This window comes from Serratia sp. Ser99 (assembly GCF_024519545.1).
Lineage (GTDB): Bacteria > Pseudomonadota > Gammaproteobacteria > Enterobacterales > Enterobacteriaceae > Serratia > Serratia liquefaciens.
Genome location: NZ_JALJRT010000004.1, coordinates 333,124 through 349,816 on the forward strand (window position 1 = coordinate 333,124; position 16,693 = coordinate 349,816).

The 16,693-nt window shown below is 60.7% G+C and carries 17 protein-coding genes; 14 read left to right on the forward strand and 3 right to left on the reverse strand.

Annotated elements, in window-relative coordinates; translation table 11 throughout:
• Window positions 1-157: 157 nt before the first annotated feature.
• The 14 genes from paaA to NR114_RS11420 all read left to right on the forward strand — a co-directional run bounded on the left by paaA (window position 158) and on the right by NR114_RS11420 (window position 12,999).
• Window positions 158-1,096, forward strand: a complete 939-nt coding sequence (gene paaA, locus NR114_RS11355; protein WP_020827595.1) for a 1,2-phenylacetyl-CoA epoxidase subunit PaaA — start codon at window positions 158-160, stop codon at window positions 1,094-1,096.
• 10 nt (window positions 1,097-1,106) lie between these two features.
• Window positions 1,107-1,394, forward strand: a complete 288-nt coding sequence (gene paaB, locus NR114_RS11360) for a 1,2-phenylacetyl-CoA epoxidase subunit PaaB (RefSeq protein ID WP_020827596.1) — start codon at window positions 1,107-1,109, stop codon at window positions 1,392-1,394.
• Window positions 1,395-1,402: 8 nt separating this feature from the next.
• A complete protein-coding gene (gene paaC, locus NR114_RS11365) occupies window positions 1,403-2,164 on the forward strand; it encodes a 1,2-phenylacetyl-CoA epoxidase subunit PaaC (protein ID WP_020827597.1) in 762 nt (253 codons plus the stop codon).
• A gap of 9 nt (window positions 2,165-2,173) precedes the next feature.
• Complete coding sequence (gene paaD / locus NR114_RS11370) at window positions 2,174-2,671, forward strand: 1,2-phenylacetyl-CoA epoxidase subunit PaaD (protein ID WP_020827598.1); 498 nt, start codon at window positions 2,174-2,176, stop codon at window positions 2,669-2,671.
• A 14-nt stretch (window positions 2,672-2,685) separates the two neighbouring features.
• Window positions 2,686-3,744 carry a 1,2-phenylacetyl-CoA epoxidase subunit PaaE gene (gene paaE / locus NR114_RS11375; RefSeq protein ID WP_116690227.1) on the forward strand — a complete coding sequence of 353 codons (1,059 nt, stop codon included), beginning with the start codon at window positions 2,686-2,688 and terminating at the stop codon, window positions 3,742-3,744.
• 9 nt (window positions 3,745-3,753) lie between these two features.
• Window positions 3,754-4,527, forward strand: coding sequence for a 2,3-dehydroadipyl-CoA hydratase PaaF (paaF, locus tag NR114_RS11380; protein WP_020827600.1), 774 nt, complete (start codon window positions 3,754-3,756; stop codon window positions 4,525-4,527).
• A gap of 3 nt (window positions 4,528-4,530) precedes the next feature.
• A complete protein-coding gene (gene paaG, locus NR114_RS11385) occupies window positions 4,531-5,322 on the forward strand; it encodes a 2-(1,2-epoxy-1,2-dihydrophenyl)acetyl-CoA isomerase PaaG (RefSeq protein ID WP_020827601.1) in 792 nt (263 codons plus the stop codon).
• A gap of 2 nt (window positions 5,323-5,324) precedes the next feature.
• The gene (locus tag NR114_RS11390) at window positions 5,325-6,845 is read left to right on the forward strand and encodes a 3-hydroxyacyl-CoA dehydrogenase (protein WP_234530345.1); all 1,521 of its coding nucleotides are present in this window, start codon (window positions 5,325-5,327) and stop codon (window positions 6,843-6,845) included.
• On the forward strand, window positions 6,845-7,285 hold the full coding sequence (gene paaI, locus NR114_RS11395) for a hydroxyphenylacetyl-CoA thioesterase PaaI (protein WP_020827603.1): 441 nt from the start codon (window positions 6,845-6,847) through the stop codon (window positions 7,283-7,285). The genes NR114_RS11390 and paaI overlap by 1 nt, the downstream gene beginning before the upstream one ends.
• Window positions 7,282-8,487, forward strand: coding sequence for a 3-oxoadipyl-CoA thiolase (gene pcaF, locus NR114_RS11400; RefSeq protein ID WP_234530344.1), 1,206 nt, complete (start codon window positions 7,282-7,284; stop codon window positions 8,485-8,487). The genes paaI and pcaF overlap by 4 nt, the downstream gene beginning before the upstream one ends.
• 15 nt (window positions 8,488-8,502) lie before the next feature.
• Entirely contained in the window at window positions 8,503-9,810 is a 1,308-nt protein-coding gene (gene paaK / locus NR114_RS11405) for a phenylacetate--CoA ligase PaaK (RefSeq protein ID WP_041414726.1), read from the forward strand.
• Window positions 9,811-9,888: 78 nt separating this feature from the next.
• Window positions 9,889-10,827 (forward strand): phenylacetic acid degradation operon negative regulatory protein PaaX, encoded by a 939-nt coding sequence (paaX, locus tag NR114_RS11410; protein WP_020827606.1) that lies wholly within the window; start codon window positions 9,889-9,891, stop codon window positions 10,825-10,827.
• A 12-nt stretch (window positions 10,828-10,839) separates the two neighbouring features.
• Complete coding sequence (gene paaY / locus NR114_RS11415; protein ID WP_020827607.1) at window positions 10,840-11,436, forward strand: phenylacetic acid degradation protein PaaY; 597 nt, start codon at window positions 10,840-10,842, stop codon at window positions 11,434-11,436.
• Window positions 11,437-11,517: 81 nt separating this feature from the next.
• The gene (locus NR114_RS11420) at window positions 11,518-12,999 is read left to right on the forward strand and encodes a PLP-dependent aminotransferase family protein (protein WP_234530343.1); all 1,482 of its coding nucleotides are present in this window, start codon (window positions 11,518-11,520) and stop codon (window positions 12,997-12,999) included.
• Window positions 13,000-13,024: 25 nt separating this feature from the next.
• Here the strand turns inward: NR114_RS11420 and NR114_RS11425 are convergent, their stop codons facing one another.
• The 3 genes from NR114_RS11425 to NR114_RS11435 form a co-directional block, all read right to left on the reverse strand.
• Complete coding sequence (locus NR114_RS11425) at window positions 13,025-13,897, reverse strand: DMT family transporter (protein ID WP_256813832.1); 873 nt, start codon at window positions 13,895-13,897, stop codon at window positions 13,025-13,027.
• A 140-nt stretch (window positions 13,898-14,037) separates the two neighbouring features.
• Entirely contained in the window at window positions 14,038-15,438 is a 1,401-nt protein-coding gene (locus NR114_RS11430) for an amino acid permease (RefSeq protein ID WP_234530342.1), read from the reverse strand.
• Window positions 15,439-15,455: 17 nt separating this feature from the next.
• Window positions 15,456-16,643 carry an amino acid aminotransferase gene (locus NR114_RS11435; RefSeq protein ID WP_256813529.1) on the reverse strand — a complete coding sequence of 396 codons (1,188 nt, stop codon included), beginning with the start codon at window positions 16,641-16,643 and terminating at the stop codon, window positions 15,456-15,458.
• Window positions 16,644-16,693: the final 50 nt, after the last annotated feature.

Below are 16,693 nucleotides of genomic sequence, written 5' to 3' on the forward strand. Positions count from 1 at the left end.
AAAAACAACATTATAACAACAATCCTTGTGAGCACCCTCGCAAAACCACACAAATGCCGTTTGATCTTTTTGTTATCAGTTTGTAGCCTTATGGTTAGTTAATGTGATTCACATTTTTATATTTAATGTGAAAAATACGAATCACCAAGAGGCACGCATGACAACTGACGCGCAACATCAGCAGCACTTCGACGACAAAATTGCGGCGGATACCTCGATTGAGGCCAAAGACTGGATGCCGGACGCCTACCGCCAAAACCTGATCCGCCAGATTGGCCAGCATGCCCATTCCGAAGTGGTCGGCATGTTACCGGAAGCCAACTGGTTGACGCGCGCCCCTACCCTGCGCCGCAAAGCGGTGTTGTTGGCCAAGGTGCAGGACGAAGCGGGGCACGGCCTGTACCTGTACAGCGCCGCGGAAACCCTGGGCTGCTCTCGTCAGGATATCTACCAGAAGATGCTCGACGGCAAGATGAAATACTCCTCGATCTTCAATTACCCGACGCTCAACTGGGCGGATATCGGGGTGATCGGCTGGTTGGTGGACGGCGCGGCCATCGTTAACCAGGTGGCGCTGTGTCGTGCGTCCTACGGCCCCTATGCGCGAGCAATGGTGAAAATTTGCAAGGAAGAGAGCTTCCACCAGCGCCAGGGTTACGAAGCGGTCATGGCGATGGCTAACGGCAGCGAACAACAGAAGGCCATGCTGCAAGATGCGATTAACCGCTTCTGGTGGCCGGTACTGATGATGTTTGGCCCCAGCGATACCGATTCACCGCACAGCGCGCAGAGCATGGCCTGGAAAATCAAACGCCACAGCAACGATGAGTTACGGCAGAAATTTGTCGACAACACCGTCCCCCAGTTGGAAGCCCTGGGCATGGTCGCACCAGACGCCGATTTGGCCTGGGACGAAGCCACCGGCCACTACCGCTTTGGCGAAATCGACTGGAGTGAACTGCATGAGGTGATCAAGGGGCGCGGCCAATGTAACCACGAACGGCTGCAAGCCAAACGCCGCGCCTGGGAGGACGGTGCCTGGGTACGCGATGGCGCTCTGGCCCACGCGTCAAAAAACACCTCAACCGCCGCATAAGGAACCGATGATGACACATGCCCAATGGCCACTGTATGAAGTGTTTATCCGCAGCAAACAAGGGCTGGCGCACCGTCACGTCGGCAGCCTGCACGCCGCCGACGACCAGATGGCGCTGGAAAACGCCCGCGATGCCTATACCCGCCGCAACGAAGGCTGCTCAATCTGGGTGGTGCAATCCAGCCATCTGATCGCCTCGCAGCCGGAAGATCGTGAAGCCTTTTTCGATCCGTCGGATGACAAGATCTACCGTCATCCGACGTTCTACACCATTCCCGACGGCATCAAGAACATGTAGGGGCGACCATGACCTTCAATAACGATCCACTCGTCACCTATGTCCTGCGTCAGGGCGATACGCCACTGATCCTTGCCCAGCGCTTGTGCGCCTGGTGCGGCCACGCGCCGGAACTGGAGATCGACCTGGCGCTGGCCAACATCGGCCTGGACCTACTCGGCCAGGCACGCAACTTTCTCGGTTATGCCGCCGAACTGGCCGGGCCGCAATTCAGCGAAGACCGACTGGCCTTCGGCCGTGACGAACGTGAGTTCCATAACCTGCTGCTGGCGGAACAGCCCAACGGCGGCTTCAACGACACTCTGGTGCGGCAGTTCCTGATGGACGCCTACCACGTGCAGTTGCATCTGGCCTTGAGCCAAAGTCGCGATGCGCAACTCGCCGCCATCGCCGCCAAGTCACTGAAAGAGGCGCATTACCACCTGCGTTTCAGCCGTGGCTGGATGATCCGTCTGGGTGACGGCAGTCCCGTCAGCCACCAAAAAATGCAGCAGTCGCTGGATGGCCTGTGGCGTTTTACCGCCGAGCTGTTCCATGCCGACGAGCTTGAACTTCAGTTGGCAGAACAGGGTATCGCCGCCGATCCGCGCCAGCTTGAGGCTCCGTGGCTGGCGCTGGTTGAAGAAACGCTGCAACAGGCCACCCTGACGCTGCCGGCAGAGCAGGCGTTCCGCCACGGCGGTAAACAGGGTCGGCACAGCGAACATCTCGGTCCGCTGCTGGCCGAGATGCAGTTCCTGCAACGCGCCTATCCCAACGCAAACTGGTAAGGGGCCGCTATGAACATTACCCGGCTGCAGGCCGCGGAAATTCCGCAAATCTGGCACTGCCTGCAACAGATCAGCGATCCGGAACTGCCGGTGCTGTCGATTACCGATCTGGGCATGGTTCGCGACGTTGAAGCCGACGGCGACGGCTGGCGCATTACCTTTACGCCAACCTACTCCGGCTGCCCCGCCACCGAGTTCCTGCTCGAAGCCATCGAGCAGCGGCTGGCCGAGGCCGGCTTTGCCCCGGTCAAAGTGGACATTCGCCTCAGCCCGGCGTGGACCACCGACTGGATGAACGCCTCGGCGCGTGAACGGCTGCGTGAATACGGCGTCGCACCGCCACAGGGCCATACCTGCGACAAACCGCAGGCTGCAGGCCCGGTGCCCTGCCCGCGCTGCGGCAGCACCCACAGCGAAAAAATCAGCGAATTCGGCTCCACCGCCTGCAAAGCGCTGTATCGCTGCTGCGATTGCCGCGAACCCTTCGACTATTTCAAATGCATTTAGGAGCGCAGAAAACCATGACGGTCTTCCATCGCCTGAACGTCGCCGCCATCGAGCGCGAAACGCCGGACGCCGTAGCTATCACTCTGCGCGTGCCCGAAGAGCTGAAAAGTCATTACTGCTACACCCCCGGCCAACATCTGACGCTAAAGGCGCAGGTGGATGGCGAAGAGCTGCGCCGCTGCTACTCCATCTGCAGCGCTCCTCAGGAAGGGCTGCTGCAGATCGGCGTTAAAGCCATCCATCAGGGGCGCTTTTCCTCGTTCGTTAATCGGCTACTGAAAGTCGGCGACGCGCTGGAGGTGATGGTGCCGCAGGGCCGTTTCGGCTACCAGCCACAGGCGGAAAACAGCGGCAACTATCTGGCGATTGCCGCCGGTTCCGGCATCACGCCGATGCTGTCGATCATCAAAGCCACCCTGCAACTTGAACCAAACAGCAGCTTCACGCTGATTTATGGCAACCGCAGCAGCCGTTCGGTGATGTTCAAGGAGACGCTGTCCGATCTGAAAAACCGCTATCCACAACGTTTTCAGCCGCTGTATCTGTTCAGCCAGGAGAGCCTCGACAGCCCGCTGCTCAGTGGGCGCATCGACCGCGAGCGCCTGTTGGCGATCGGCGGCGCGCTGCTGGATTACCGCGACTATGACCATGCCTTTATCTGCGGCCCGCAAACCATGATGGACGACGCCCAAAGCGTGCTGGAACAGGCTGGCGTAGCCGCCGAGCGTATCCACAGCGAGCGCTTTAACACCAGCGGCGTGGTCGCCCGCCCGGTCAACGACACCCCGCGCAACGCCACGCGAGTGGCGATTTTACTCGACGGCCGCCGGTTGGATATCGAGGTTGGTTCGCAGGACGACAGCATTCTGGACGCGGCGCTGCGTCAGGGTGCCGATCTTCCCTATGCCTGCAAAGGCGGCGTGTGCGCCACCTGCAAGTGCCGGTTAAAAGCCGGTCAGGTGGACATGGCCGTCAACTACAGCCTGGAGCCGGATCAACTCGCGGCAGGCTACGTATTGAGCTGCCAGTCGTGGCCACGCGGTGACGGTGTGGTGCTGGACTTTGACGTATAGGAGCCGCCAATGGAAACCCCTTTGATCCTGCAACATCGCCAGGCGCGCGTGCTGACGCTGGAACTGCACCGTCCACAAGCGCGCAATGCCCTGAACACACCCTGTCTGGAGCAGCTGGTGTATTTACTGGAACAGGCCGATGCCGATACCGCCATTGGCGCAGTAGTGATCACCGGCACAACGCGTTTCTTTGCCGCCGGTGCCGATCTGCACGAACTGCAACGGCAGGACCTGCCCGCTACGCTGACGGATCGCCGCCCGCTGTTGTGGCAACGGCTGGCGCAGTTCAGTAAACCGCTGCTGGCGGCAGTGAACGGCTATGCGCTCGGCGCTGGCTGCGAGCTGGCGCTGGCCTGCGACATTGTCATTTGCGGCGAAAGCGCCCGCTTTGGCCTGCCGGAAATCACCCTCGGCCTGATGCCAGGGGCCGGCGGCACTCAGCGCTTGATTCGCTGCGTCGGCAAGTCCTTCGCCAGTCAGATGGTGCTGAGTGGCGAAGCCATTAACGCCTCGCGCGCATTGCAGTGCGGGTTGGTCAGTGAAGTGTGCGTCGACGCCCTGACGCTGGAACGCGCACAGCAGATCGCCGAGCACATCAGCAGGCAGGCCCCGCTGGCACTACGCGCCGCCAAACAGGCGCTGAAACAGGCTGAGGAAACCGGCCTTAGCCAAGGGCTGCTCATCGAACGCCAGCAGTTTGCCACCCTGGCCGCCACCGACGATCGCCGCGAGGGCATCGCCGCCTTCTTCGAAAAACGTACGCCAAACTATCAGGGGCGCTGATTTATGGAAAACGCATTGATTCTCACCCACCTTGAAGCCGGGGTGCTGACGCTGACCCTCAATCGGCCAGACCGGCTCAATAGCTTCAACGACGAAATGCACCGCCAACTGAGCGAAGCCTTGACCCTCGCCGAGCGGGACGAAACCGTACGCTGCCTGCTGATCACCGGTGCGGGACGTGGCTTTTGCGCCGGGCAGGATCTGAACGATCGCAACGTCAGCGTCGAACAGCAGGCGCCGGATCTCGGCCTGTCGGTAGAGCGTTTTTACAATCCGCTGATCCGTCGTCTGACCGCCCTGCCAAAGCCGGTGGTGTGCGCCGTCAACGGTGTCGCGGCGGGGGCCGGCGCTGCGCTGGCGCTGGCCTGCGATATCGTGATCGCCGCCGATAACGCCAATTTTATTCAGTCTTTCTGCCGTCTGGGGCTGGTGCCGGACTCCGGCGGCAGCTGGTTCCTGCCCCGTTTGGCAGGCCACGCCCGCGCCATGGGCATGGCGCTGCTGGGAGATAAAGTCAGCGCACAACAGGCGCTGGCATGGGGCATGATCTGGCAGGTGGTAGCGGCGGACCAACTGGCCGCCACCAGCCAAACGCTGGCACAACACCTGGCCACCCAACCCACTTACGGGCTGGGGCTGATTAAAAAAGCCCTCTACAGCTCGGCGAACAATACCCTCGATCAGCAGCTCGATCTGGAACGCGACCTGCAGCGCCTCGGCGGCCGCAGCGACGACTACCGCGAAGGCGTCAGCGCCTTCTTCGCCAAACGCCCCCCTAATTTCAGTGGGAAATAATCATGAACCTGCCGAACGTCAACGCAAGGGTCGCCGTGATTGGTGCCGGCACCATGGGCATCGGTATCGCCCAGGTGGCGGCCGGGGCCGGGCATCCGGTGTGGCTGTTTGATATCGATGCCGCCGCCGCCCGGCAGGCACTCGATGCGTTAGGCCAACGCCTGCGCCAAAGGGTCCAGTCCGGCAAGGCCGACGCCGATGCCACCGAGGCCCTGCTGGGCCGTATTCAGCCGGTCGAGTCGCTTGACCAGTTGGCCGACAGCGCACTGGTGATAGAAGCAGTGGCGGAAAAACTGGCGATCAAACAGAGCCTGTTTCGTGAGCTGGAAGCGCTGTGTTCCCCCGCCGCACTGTTCGCCAGCAACACTTCATCGCTGTCGATTACCGCCATCGGCGGTGCACTGCACCATCCACAGCGCCTGGCCGGTTTGCACTTCTTCAACCCGGCCCCGGTGATGAAGCTGGTCGAGATCGTCAGCGGGTTGGACACCAGCGCCGAAACCGTTGCCGAACTGCAGGCGCTGACCCGGCAATGGGGCAAACAAAGCGTGCTGTGCCGTTCCACGCCCGGCTTTATCGTTAACCGCGTGGCGCGACCTTTTTACGCCGAAACCCTGCGCGCGCTCGAAGAACAAGTTGCCGACGCCGCCACGCTGGATGCAGTAATGCGCGACGCAGGCGGCTTCGCCATGGGGCCACTGCAACTGACCGATATGATTGGTCAGGACATCAATTACGCCGTCACTGAATCAGTGTTTCAGGCCTTCTTCCAGGATCCGCGCTTCACGCCGTCTTTGGTGCAGCAGGAACGGGTGGCCGCCGGGCGTCTGGGCCGCAAAAGCGGATGCGGCTTTTATCGCTATGACAAACAAGCGCCACCTCAAATTGTCGCCGGGTTACCTGCATCCTCAGCGGAATTGCCGCACAGCATTAAGCTGCACGGCGACGCGGCAGGCGTCACTCTGCTGGCCGAGTTACTGGCAGGAAATGCGGAGGCGATCATACAACCCGGCCAGACCAGTGCTTTTGCCCAGATCGATGAAGTTACATTTATGTTAACAAGTGGTAAAACAGCCAGCCAGGTCGCCGATGAAACCGGAACCCCCGTGGTGCTGTTTGATCTGTCAGCTCAGTATGCCCAGGCCTCCACCGTCGCCATCAGCTGCGCGGCGCAAAACGATGCCCGACACAACGCTACTGTGGTACGTCTGCTGCAATCCCTTGGCAAGAAAGTGATCCTGTTGCCGGACTACCCGGGCCTGCTGGTGATGCGCACCCTCGCCATGTTGGCGAATGAAGCGCTCGACGTGGTGAACAAGGGCGTCGCCAGCGCCGCCGATACCGACCACGCCATGCGCTGCGGGGTTAACTACCCGCGCGGCCCGCTGGAATGGGGTGCGTCATTAGGCTGGCGACACATCCTGACCACGCTGGAAAATCTGCAACGCTTCTACGGCGAACCCCGCTATCGCCCGATGCCGTTGCTGCGCCACTACGCATCCCTTTCTTCAGGAGCCCAATGATGAATGCCAATACGCCCCACGCGCTGGCGCAACGCTGCGCCGAACAGATGTTTCAGCAGGACACCTGCGCCCAGGCGATGGGCATGCGGGTGGATGCCGTCGACGCCGGGTTCGCAAAAGTCAGCATGACCGTCGGGCCGCAGATGCTCAACGGCCACCAGACCTGCCACGGCGGGCAACTGTTCAGCCTGGCGGACACCGCTTTCGCCTACGCCTGCAACAGCCAGGGGCTGGCGGCGGTAGCGTCCGGCTGCAGCATAGACTTTATCCGCCCGGCGCTGGCCGGCGATCGCCTGACGGCCAGCGCTGAGGTGCGCCATCAGGGCAAAACCACCGGTCTGTATGACGTGGAGATTGTCAATCAACTGGGCAAGACCGTCGCCTGGTTTCGCGGCCGCGCACATCGGCTCGGTCACGCCATTTTAGGGGAGCAAGCATGAACCAGGCTTTTATCTGCGACGGCGTCCGCACGCCGATTGGCCGTTACGGCGGCGCCCTGGCCAACGTCCGCGCCGATGACTTGGCCGCACTGCCGCTGCGCGCCCTGTTGGCCCGCCACTCGCAGGTGGACTGGTCAAGGGTAGACGACGTGATCCTCGGCTGCGCCAATCAGGCCGGGGAAGACAACCGCAATTTGGCCCGTATGGCAGCATTGCTGGCGGGCCTGCCGGTTAACGTTTCCGGCACCACCCTCAACCGCCTGTGCGGCTCGGGATTGGACGCGCTGGCGACGGCGGCCCGCAGCATCAAGGCCGGTGAAGCCGGTTTGGTATTGGCCGGCGGCGCAGAATCGATGACCCGGGCCCCGTTGGTGATGGGTAAGGCCGACAGCGCCTTCAGCCGTCAGACACAGCTGTATGACACCACGCTCGGCTGGCGGTTTATCAACCCGCTGATGCAGGCGCAATACGGCACCGAATCCATGCCCGAAACCGCCGAAAACGTAGCGGAAAAATTCAACGTCAGCCGCGCCGATCAGGACGCCTTCGCTCTGCGCAGCCAGCAACGGGCCGCGCGAGCGCAAGCGTTGGGGATATTCGCGCAGGAGATCGTGCCGGTCAGCCTCAGCGGCAAGAAAGGCGCGGTCACCCTGTTTGACCAGGACGAACACCCGCGTGCAGATACGCGGCTGGAACAGCTGCAGGCGCTGAAAACCCCGTTCCGCCAACCCGGCACGGTGACCGCCGGCAACGCCTCTGGCCTGAACGACGGCGCAGCGGCGCTGCTCGTCGCCTCGGAGGCAATGGCAGTGAGTCAGGGATTAACACCGCGTGCGCGCATCGTCGCGACGGCAACCTGCGGGGTCGAACCCGGTTTAATGGGCATAGGTCCGCTACCGGCCACCCGTAAAGTGCTGGAACTGGCCGGGCTGAGCCTGGCGCAAATGGATGTCATTGAACTGAACGAGGCTTTTGCCGCCCAGGCGCTGGCAGTATTGCGCCAGCTTGGGTTGCCTGACGACGCCCCGCAGGTGAACCCCAACGGCGGCGCGATTGCCCTTGGCCATCCGCTGGGCATGAGCGGCGCGCGTCTGGCGTTAGCTGCCCTGTTCGAACTGGAACGGCGTTCCGGCCACTACGCGCTTTGCACCATGTGCATCGGCGTCGGCCAGGGCATCGCCATGATTATTGAGCGAGTCTGACCCCCGAGGCTAACTATGACAATGAATCCACAGCCACTCGACGCCATTGAGTTCGCCTCGCGCGATGAGATTGAGGCGCTGCAACTGGAGCGCCTTAAATGGACGCTGCACCACGCCTACAACAATGTGCCGATGTACCGACGCAAGTTCGATCAGGCGGGCGTCCATCCCGACGATCTCAAACAGCTGAGCGATCTGGCTCGCTTCCCCTATACCACCAAGCAGGATCTGCGCGACAACTACCCGTTCGACACCTTCGCCGTGCCGATGGAACAGGTGGTGCGTATTCATGCCTCGTCAGGGACCACCGGCCGACCGACGGTGGTCGGCTACACCCAGCGGGATATCGATAATTGGGCCGATATCGTCGCGCGCAGCCTGCGTGCCGCCGGCGCTACCGCCAAAGACAAGGTGCACGTGGCATACGGCTATGGCCTGTTCACCGGCGGGCTGGGGGCTCACTACGGCGCGGAGCGACTCGGGGCGACGGTGATCCCGATGTCCGGTGGGCAAACCGAAAGGCAGGCGCAGCTGATCCTGGATTTCAAACCCGATGTGATCATGGTGACACCGTCCTACTGCCTGACGCTGATCGACGAGCTAGAGCGCAAAATGGGCGGCGACGCCCGTGGCTGCTCGCTGCGCCTCGGCGTCTTTGGTGCCGAACCCTGGACCGAAGCGCTGCGGCATGAAATTGAAAGCCGCATGGGCATCAAGGCGCTGGATATTTATGGCCTGTCCGAAGTGATGGGGCCGGGCGTGGCGATGGAATGCGCCGAAAGCGGCGGCGGCCCGACCATCTGGGAAGACCATTTCCTGCCGGAAATCATCTGTCCGGAAACCGGCGTGACGCTGCAGGACGGCCAACACGGCGAGCTGGTGTTTACCACGCTGACCAAAGAAGCGCTGCCGGTGATCCGCTACCGTACCCGCGACCTCACCCGCCTGCTGCCGGGCGACGCACGCCAGATGCGTCGCATGGGGAAAATTACCGGCCGTTCCGACGACATGCTGATCATCCGCGGCGTCAACGTGTTCCCGTCGCAGGTGGAAGAGCAAATCATGCAGTTCGAACAGCTGTCGCCACACTATCAGCTACAGGTCAGCCGCAGCGGGCACCTGGATACCCTGGCGGTGCGCGTTGAATTGAAGGAAGCGGCGCTCAGCCTCAGCCACCAGCAACGCTGTGAGATTTGCCACCAGTTACGCCACCATATCAAGTCGATTATCGGCGTCAGCACCGATGTCAGCATCGCCAACTGCGGCGATATCCCGCGTTCAGAAGGCAAGGCCCAGCGCGTGGTCGATCTGCGGCCTCGCTGATTGCCCCGGCGTCACGGATGACGCCCGAATGATTTGTGGTAATGTTGTGCTTCACCGTCGGCTAACCCATGGAAAAATATGGAACATAAACTGGATGAGTTTATCCGCCATGCTATAGAGGCTCAGCCGATCAGCGGCACCTCGCTGATTATCTCCCTCTACGGCGATGCGCTGAGCCACCGGGGCGGCGAAGTCTGGCTTGGCAGCCTGAGCGCGCTGCTGGAGGCCCTGGGTTTTGGTGACCGCTTCGTGCGTACCTCGGTATTTCGCCTGCAGAAAGAGGGCTGGCTGGAGGTTGAAAAAATCGGCCGTCGCAGCTTCTATCGGGTGACCGATCAGGGTATGCGTCAGTTCCGCCATGCCGAGTCGAAAATCTATCTCAGCGAACCGCCCGCCTGGGACGGGAAATGGGATTTGCTGTTGCTGGAAAGCGCGGAAAAGGAGGAGCGGGCACGGTTGAAAAAAGAGCTGGGTTGGCTGGGCTTCGGCCAAATAGCCAGCAATCTGATGGCGGCCCCCACCCACGCGCAAACCGACGTCACCGCCCTGCTCGGCGAACTTAACGCCAGCGAACAGGTGATCTACTTCCGCGCCGACTATCCCTATAACCGCTCGGAGAAAACCCTGCAACAGCTGGTGGCCAACTGCTGGGCGCTGGCTGACGTCGCTGCCGATTATCACGAATTTATCGTCTCTTTCCGCCCGCTGATGGCGCTGCTGCGCGAAGCCGATGAAGCGCTGCTGACGCCCCAGCGCTGTTTCCAGATTAAGCTATTATTGATCCACTTCTTCCGGCGCGTGGTGCTCAAAGATCCTCTGCTGCCGGACGCCCTGCTGCCGGCGCAGTGGGAAGGACAGATTGCCCGTAACCTGTGCATCAATATTTATCAGCGGGTAGACCGCGCAGCGACCGAGTATGTCAGCGCCATGGCCGAGACCACTATCGGTGCTCTGCCTGCCCCGGCAGCCGGCTATTATCGGCGCTTCGGCGGTCTGCCGCGCGACCCTACAGTATAAGGAAACTTTGCTATGCCCGTGTATCAGATTGACGGCCTGACGCCAGTGATCGATCCCAGCAGTTACGTACACCCTACCGCCGTACTGATTGGCGATGTGATCGTCGGCAAACGGGTTTATATCGGCCCCAACGCCAGCCTGCGCGGCGATTTTGGCCGGCTGGTGATTAGCGATGGCGCCAATATTCAGGACAACTGCGTGATGCACGGTTTTCCGCAGCAGGACACCGTGGTGGAGCAGGACGGGCACATCGGCCACGGCGCCATCTTGCACGGTTGCCGCATCCGGCGTAACGCCATGGTCGGCATGAACGCGGTGATCATGGACGGTGCAGAGATCGGCGAAAACACCATCGTCGGCGCCATGGCATTCGTCAAGGCCGCCGCGGTGATCGAGGCCAATAAGCTGGTGGTCGGCAGCCCGGCGCGGGTATTGCGTGACCTGACCGAACAGGAGTTGGCGTGGAAAGTCGCCGGTACGCGCGAATACCACGATCTGGTTGAGCGCTGTAAATCCTCGCTGCAGGAGGTTGCGCCACTGACCGCCATTGAACCGGGCCGTCAACGCCTGAGCTTTGGCGACCACCTGATCCCGAAAAGCCAGCTTTAATCCTGTCGAAAACCGCTATTCAGGCCAAAAGTGGTTTACAGTAAACACCCTGTTAACCCACTTTTATCTGGACCGGAATAGATGCCCAGAACGGCCAAAACGGTTGAAGTCCCCGCTATCGGCGAGCTTGATCGCCATGCGGGGCAGCTTAGCCTGCAACTTGCCCAGGCGCTGCGCGCTGCCATAGGCAAAGGCGAACTTAAACCGGGCGATCTGCTGCCCTCAACCCGCGTACTGGCGGGCGCATTACAGCTTGCCAGAGGAACGGTGCTGGCCGCCTTCGAGCAACTGACGGCGGAAGGATTTCTCGAAGCGCAGCCCGGTTCGGGCACTCGGGTGGCGTTGTCGCTCACCCGCCCGGCCCCCGCGCCGGTCAAACACCCGGACGCCGGCGACATGCCGCTTTCCGATCAGGCGCTGGCCCTGGAGCACTTTGCCGCCCAGTTGCGCCCTCTGCCACCGGTCCCCTTCACCGTCTCGGTACCGATCAACGATACCGCGCCCGACGACGTTTGGCGCAGGCTCGGCAACCGTATCCGCGCCAGAGGCCCCGGCGCCCCCGCCGGTTATGGCGAACCGCAGGGCGCATTGCCGCTGCGTGAGGCGATATGCGAATACGTTCGCAAGTCCCGTTCGGTGCACTGCACGCCGGAACAGGTGATCATCACCTCCGGCACACAGCAGGGGCTCTATCTCGCCACGCAGATTCTGCTGGATGCCGGTGAGACCGCCTGGGTTGAAGATCCCGCTTATCACGGCATTACCGCTATTTTTAATACCGTCTTCAGAGACCGGAAAATGGCCAGAGTGCCGGTGGACAGCGAAGGCATAGCGGTCGCCGCAGGCAGGAAAATCGCGCCACAGGCCAGAGCCGCCTTTGTCACTCCCTCGCATCAGTACCCCTTGTGTATGCCCATGAGCATGTCGCGCCGGCTTGAGCTGCTGGCATGGGCCAAAGCGCAGCAGGCCTGGATCGTCGAAGACGATTACGACAGTGAAATGCGTTATTCCGGCCACCCGTTTCCTTCGTTGCAGGGGTTGGATCCGGCCAGGGTTATCTACCTGGGAACCTTCAGCAAGGTGCTGTTCCCTTCGCTGCGCCTGGGCTACGCCATCGTTCCTCAGCCCCTGGTGAATGCCTTCTGCGGTGCGCGAGTGCTGATGGATCGCCACCCCCCCAGTGCCGATCAATACGTTCTGGCCAGTTTTATGGCGCAGGGACATCTGGATCGCCACATTCGTAAAATGCGCGGCGTGTATGCGGAAAAAAGGCGAGTGCTGACCGACGCCATCAACGCGCAGGTTTCTGCCGAGCTGGCCACTCTGCACCCCAGCGATCAGGGCATGCATATGCTGCTGTGGTTAAAAGCGGATGTGGACGATCGGCAGGTTGCCCGCAAAGCCGCCGAGGCCGGGATAGCCGTCGGTGCACTTTCGCCGATGTATAGCCCCGGCAGCGGGAAAAACGGATTGATACTCGGGCTGGGGGGCTACACGGAACAGCAGATCCACCAGGCGGCCCAAAAGCTGAACCGGGTGCTGGCGGCCTTGGCTACGGGGTAAGGCAGGCCTTACCCCGTCTTATTACTTACCGCGAAAAACGCTTGGCGCCGTACACGCACACCAATACGCCGACCATTATCGCAATCATTGAAGGTTGAATGCTTTCATGCAGCACCAGCCCGGCCAGCGCCAAACCAAAAAACGGCTGCAGCAATTGCAGCTGTCCCACGGCGGCGATGCCCCCCTGCGCCAAACCGCGATACCAAAAGATAAAGCCAATCCACATGCTGAACAGCGAAATGTAGCCCAGAGAACACCAGGCGCCGACGCTGACCTGTGGCCAGGCTGGCGGGGCCGTCACCACGGCCGCCGCTGCCGTCAACGGCAAAGCTACCACCAGCGCCCAGGAGATTACCTGCCAGCCGCCAAGCTTGCGCGTCAGCACGGCGCCTTCCGCATAGCCCAGGCCACAAAGCAGCACCGCGGCCACCATCAGCAGATCGCCAAGCCAGGAGCCAGTTGCCCCCTGACTTAACGCAAAAGCGCCAACCAGCAGGCTCCCCAACACCGAGAACAGCCAGAAAGCGGCTTTGGGCCGCTCACCGCCCCGCAGTACACCGAAGCAGGCGGTAGCCAGCGGCAACAGCCCGATATACACCAGCGCATGCGCCGAGGTGGTGTGCTGCAAGGCTAGCGCCGTGAGCAAAGGAAAACCGATCACCACCCCGAGCGCGGTGAGTGCCAACGGCGCCAGGTCGCGGCGCTGCGGCCAACGCTGGCGCATCAGCGTCAATGCACTCAGAGCCAGCAAGGCCGCTAGCACCGCGCGCATCGCGGTGAGAAACATGGGATCAAACTCTTGCACCGCCACGCGAGTGGCAGGCAAAGAACCGCTGAAAATCAACATGCCCAGAAAGCCGTTGATCCATCCCTGCGCCGAATGCCTGGCCACCGGCATACTGTTGCTACAGCCAATAAGGCGCCGTTTTTCTGTCCCACTGCTCATTGCAAACCACTCCATAACCCCAGAAAAGGCTTATTCTCCGGATAAAGTGGTTTATCACCAGAGCCACATATTCACATTTTCAGTGAACCGGTTTACTCCACGCTCGGTGTTTCCATTACCGCGGGTACGGGCTGATGACGGCTGTAGAAGAAGTAGATAGCCACCAACAGCAGGGTAAACGGAATGCCAAACCACAGCGTCATCCTGAAAAATTCGGTGAACGCCGTCGAGATCAGCAACGCGGCCATCAAACCGGCACCGGCCAGCGTGGTGTAAGGAAAGCCCCACATGCGAAATTTAAGGTGGGTTTGCCGGTGCTGACGGCGGAAAAACAGGTGCGTGACAAAAATCATCAGCCAGGTAAAGCAGGCACCGTACACCGAAATAGACATCATGGCGGCAAAGGATTTTTGCGGGTAGACCAGACTCAACACGATCGACACCACGATGCCGATGCAGGACATGGCCAGTGCGCTTACCGGGATGCCGCGTTTACTGACCCGGCCCAGCGCAGCCGGAGCTTGCCCGGCGCGTGACAGCGAGAACATCATGCGGGTGGTGATATACAGTTGGCTGTTCATCGCCGACAGCGCGGCCACCAGAACGATAAAGTTGAAGATACCGGCGGCGGCAGGCAGGTGGATGACGTTCATCGCCACCAGGAACGGACTTTCGCCGGTACCGGACTGCCGCCAGGGAACGATCGCCAGCATCAGCGCAATCGACAGCATGTAGAAAATGAACAGTCGTAAAATGGTGCCCTTGAACGCGGTTTTTACCGCAATCACCGGGTTCTTGGCCTCACCGGCGGCGACGGCGATCATCTCAATGCTCAGGTAGCTGAAAATCGACACGATCACCGCAAACCACATGCCTTTCACGCCAAACGGGAGGAAGCCACCGTTGGCAGTAAAGTTTTGCAGACCAAAGGCCGGGTTGGCAGAAAACATCAGAATACCGATGCCGATGGCGATAAAGGCGGCAATGGCCACCACCTTGATGGTCGACAGCGCATATTCCACCTGGCCGAACGATTTAACGCCAATCACGTTAATCAGGATCACCGCCGCAGAGAACAACAGCACCCAGGGCCAGATTGGCGTGGTCGGGAACCAGAACTGCATATACATGCCGATGGCTGTCACCTCGGTCCCCACCGCCAATACCACGCAGGACCAGTAAGAATAACGCACCAGAAAACCAAACAGCGGGCTGATGTAAAATTCGGCATAGTCGCCAAACGAGCCCGGCGTCGGGTGTTCGGAGGTCATTTCCGCTAGGCATCCCATCAGTAATAACGCCACGATGCCGCCGATAAAATAGCTCAGCAATACGCTGGGCCCGGCCATCTGAATGGCATAGGCGCTGCCGAGAAACAGCCCGGTACCGATAGCGCCGCCGATCGCCAGCATCGACATCTGCCCGGCGGTGAGCTGTTTCTGCAACCCGCCTTGCCGCCGGGCGATTTCGTCAAAACCTTTTATCTGTCTCATAGCAGTCTCCTACCTTTTCATGCAGTGCGGGTGACGTCCAGAATGGCGGCAGTAACGTAGTCGACATTGTTTTGGTTCAGGCCCGGCAGGCACATGCGGCCAGGCGCCACCAGATAGATGGCGTAATGTTGCCGCAGTCGTTCAAGCTGCTGTGGGTTCAGGCCGGTGTAGCTGAACATCCCTTTTTGGTCACGGATGCGACGGTAGTCCAGTTGCGATCCCCCCTGCTCAAAGCCGGCGGAAAGAATTTGGCGCATCTGTTGAATGCGTTGACGCATGCCTGCCAGTTCGCTCTCCCACTGTTGACGCAAATCGGGGTCCGTCAGCAGGGTTTCCACAATCTGGCTGCCATGGGTCGGCGGGCAGGAGTAACTGCGGCGTATCAGCGTTTTTAATGCGCCTTTGACGTTCTCCGCACTCTCTGGGCCGGCGCAACGAATCGAAAGCCCACCCAGCCGTTGACCATAGAGGGCGACATTTTTCGAAAATGAGTTGGCGACCATAAATTCCAGATCCGTTTTCAGCGCCTCACGCAGGGCAAAGCAGTCTTCATCCAGCCCCTCGCCAAACCCTTGGTAGGCAATATCGAACAACGGCAACAGGCGGCGGCGCTGCAGCACTTCGAGGGTAGCACGCCACTGTGCCTGGCTGAGATCGGTGCCGGTCGGGTTATGGCAGCAGGGGTGCAGCAGCACCACGCTGCCTTCCGGCAGACTGCCTAACGTATCCAGCATCGCGTCAAAGCGCAGCCCGCCGTTGGCCTCATCGAAGTACGGATAGGTGTGCACCGTCAGCCCGGCCCCCTCAAAGATGGCCCAGTGATTGGCCCAGGTGGGATCAGAGACCCAGATGTCACGGCGCGACAGAAAGTGATGAATAAAATCCGCCGCCAGCTTCAGTGCACCGGAGCCGCCGACGGTTTGTACCGTAGCTATCGACGCTGTTGGCGCCTCGCCAAACAACAATGCCTGCACCTGTTGGGCAAACAGCGCTGAACCTTCGATTGGCGGATAGCCGTGCGGGCTGCGCCGCTCAAGCAGGCGCTGCTCCGCCGCCTCTACCGCCTGCATCAGCGGGATCCTGCCCTGCCGATCGTAATAAAGGCCAATGCCCAGATTCACTTTCTGGCTATTTTCATCCTGTAAATAAGCTTCCATCAACGACATAATAGGATCGGCCGCCGAACGGCCAATGTGATTAAACATAGCGATTCCTTTATTCATTATTGAATGAATGAGCAGGTGGGAATTAAGTA

What these genes read in the sequence shown, in the direction of transcription:
- paaF (WP_020827600.1), top strand. Translation starts at nt 3,754, where the DNA reads ATGGAAACCCCTTTGATCCTGCAACATCGCCAGGCGCGCGTGCTGACG.
- pcaF (WP_234530344.1), top strand. Translation starts at nt 7,282, where the DNA reads ATGAACCAGGCTTTTATCTGCGACGGCGTCCGCACGCCGATTGGCCGT.
- paaG (WP_020827601.1), top strand. Translation starts at nt 4,531, where the DNA reads ATGGAAAACGCATTGATTCTCACCCACCTTGAAGCCGGGGTGCTGACG.
- NR114_RS11390 (WP_234530345.1), top strand. Translation starts at nt 5,325, where the DNA reads ATGAACCTGCCGAACGTCAACGCAAGGGTCGCCGTGATTGGTGCCGGC.
- paaI (WP_020827603.1), top strand. Translation starts at nt 6,845, where the DNA reads ATGAATGCCAATACGCCCCACGCGCTGGCGCAACGCTGCGCCGAACAG.
- NR114_RS11435 (WP_256813529.1), bottom strand. Translation starts at nt 16,643, where the DNA reads ATGTTTAATCACATTGGCCGTTCGGCGGCCGATCCTATTATGTCGTTG.
- paaY (WP_020827607.1), top strand. Translation starts at nt 10,840, where the DNA reads ATGCCCGTGTATCAGATTGACGGCCTGACGCCAGTGATCGATCCCAGC.
- paaB (WP_020827596.1), top strand. Translation starts at nt 1,107, where the DNA reads ATGACACATGCCCAATGGCCACTGTATGAAGTGTTTATCCGCAGCAAA.
- NR114_RS11420 (WP_234530343.1), top strand. Translation starts at nt 11,518, where the DNA reads ATGCCCAGAACGGCCAAAACGGTTGAAGTCCCCGCTATCGGCGAGCTT.
- paaA (WP_020827595.1), top strand. Translation starts at nt 158, where the DNA reads ATGACAACTGACGCGCAACATCAGCAGCACTTCGACGACAAAATTGCG.
- paaD (WP_020827598.1), top strand. Translation starts at nt 2,174, where the DNA reads ATGAACATTACCCGGCTGCAGGCCGCGGAAATTCCGCAAATCTGGCAC.
- NR114_RS11430 (WP_234530342.1), bottom strand. Translation starts at nt 15,438, where the DNA reads ATGAGACAGATAAAAGGTTTTGACGAAATCGCCCGGCGGCAAGGCGGG.
- NR114_RS11425 (WP_256813832.1), bottom strand. Translation starts at nt 13,897, where the DNA reads ATGCCGGTGGCCAGGCATTCGGCGCAGGGATGGATCAACGGCTTTCTG.
- paaC (WP_020827597.1), top strand. Translation starts at nt 1,403, where the DNA reads ATGACCTTCAATAACGATCCACTCGTCACCTATGTCCTGCGTCAGGGC.
- paaE (WP_116690227.1), top strand. Translation starts at nt 2,686, where the DNA reads ATGACGGTCTTCCATCGCCTGAACGTCGCCGCCATCGAGCGCGAAACG.
- paaX (WP_020827606.1), top strand. Translation starts at nt 9,889, where the DNA reads ATGGAACATAAACTGGATGAGTTTATCCGCCATGCTATAGAGGCTCAG.
- paaK (WP_041414726.1), top strand. Translation starts at nt 8,503, where the DNA reads ATGACAATGAATCCACAGCCACTCGACGCCATTGAGTTCGCCTCGCGC.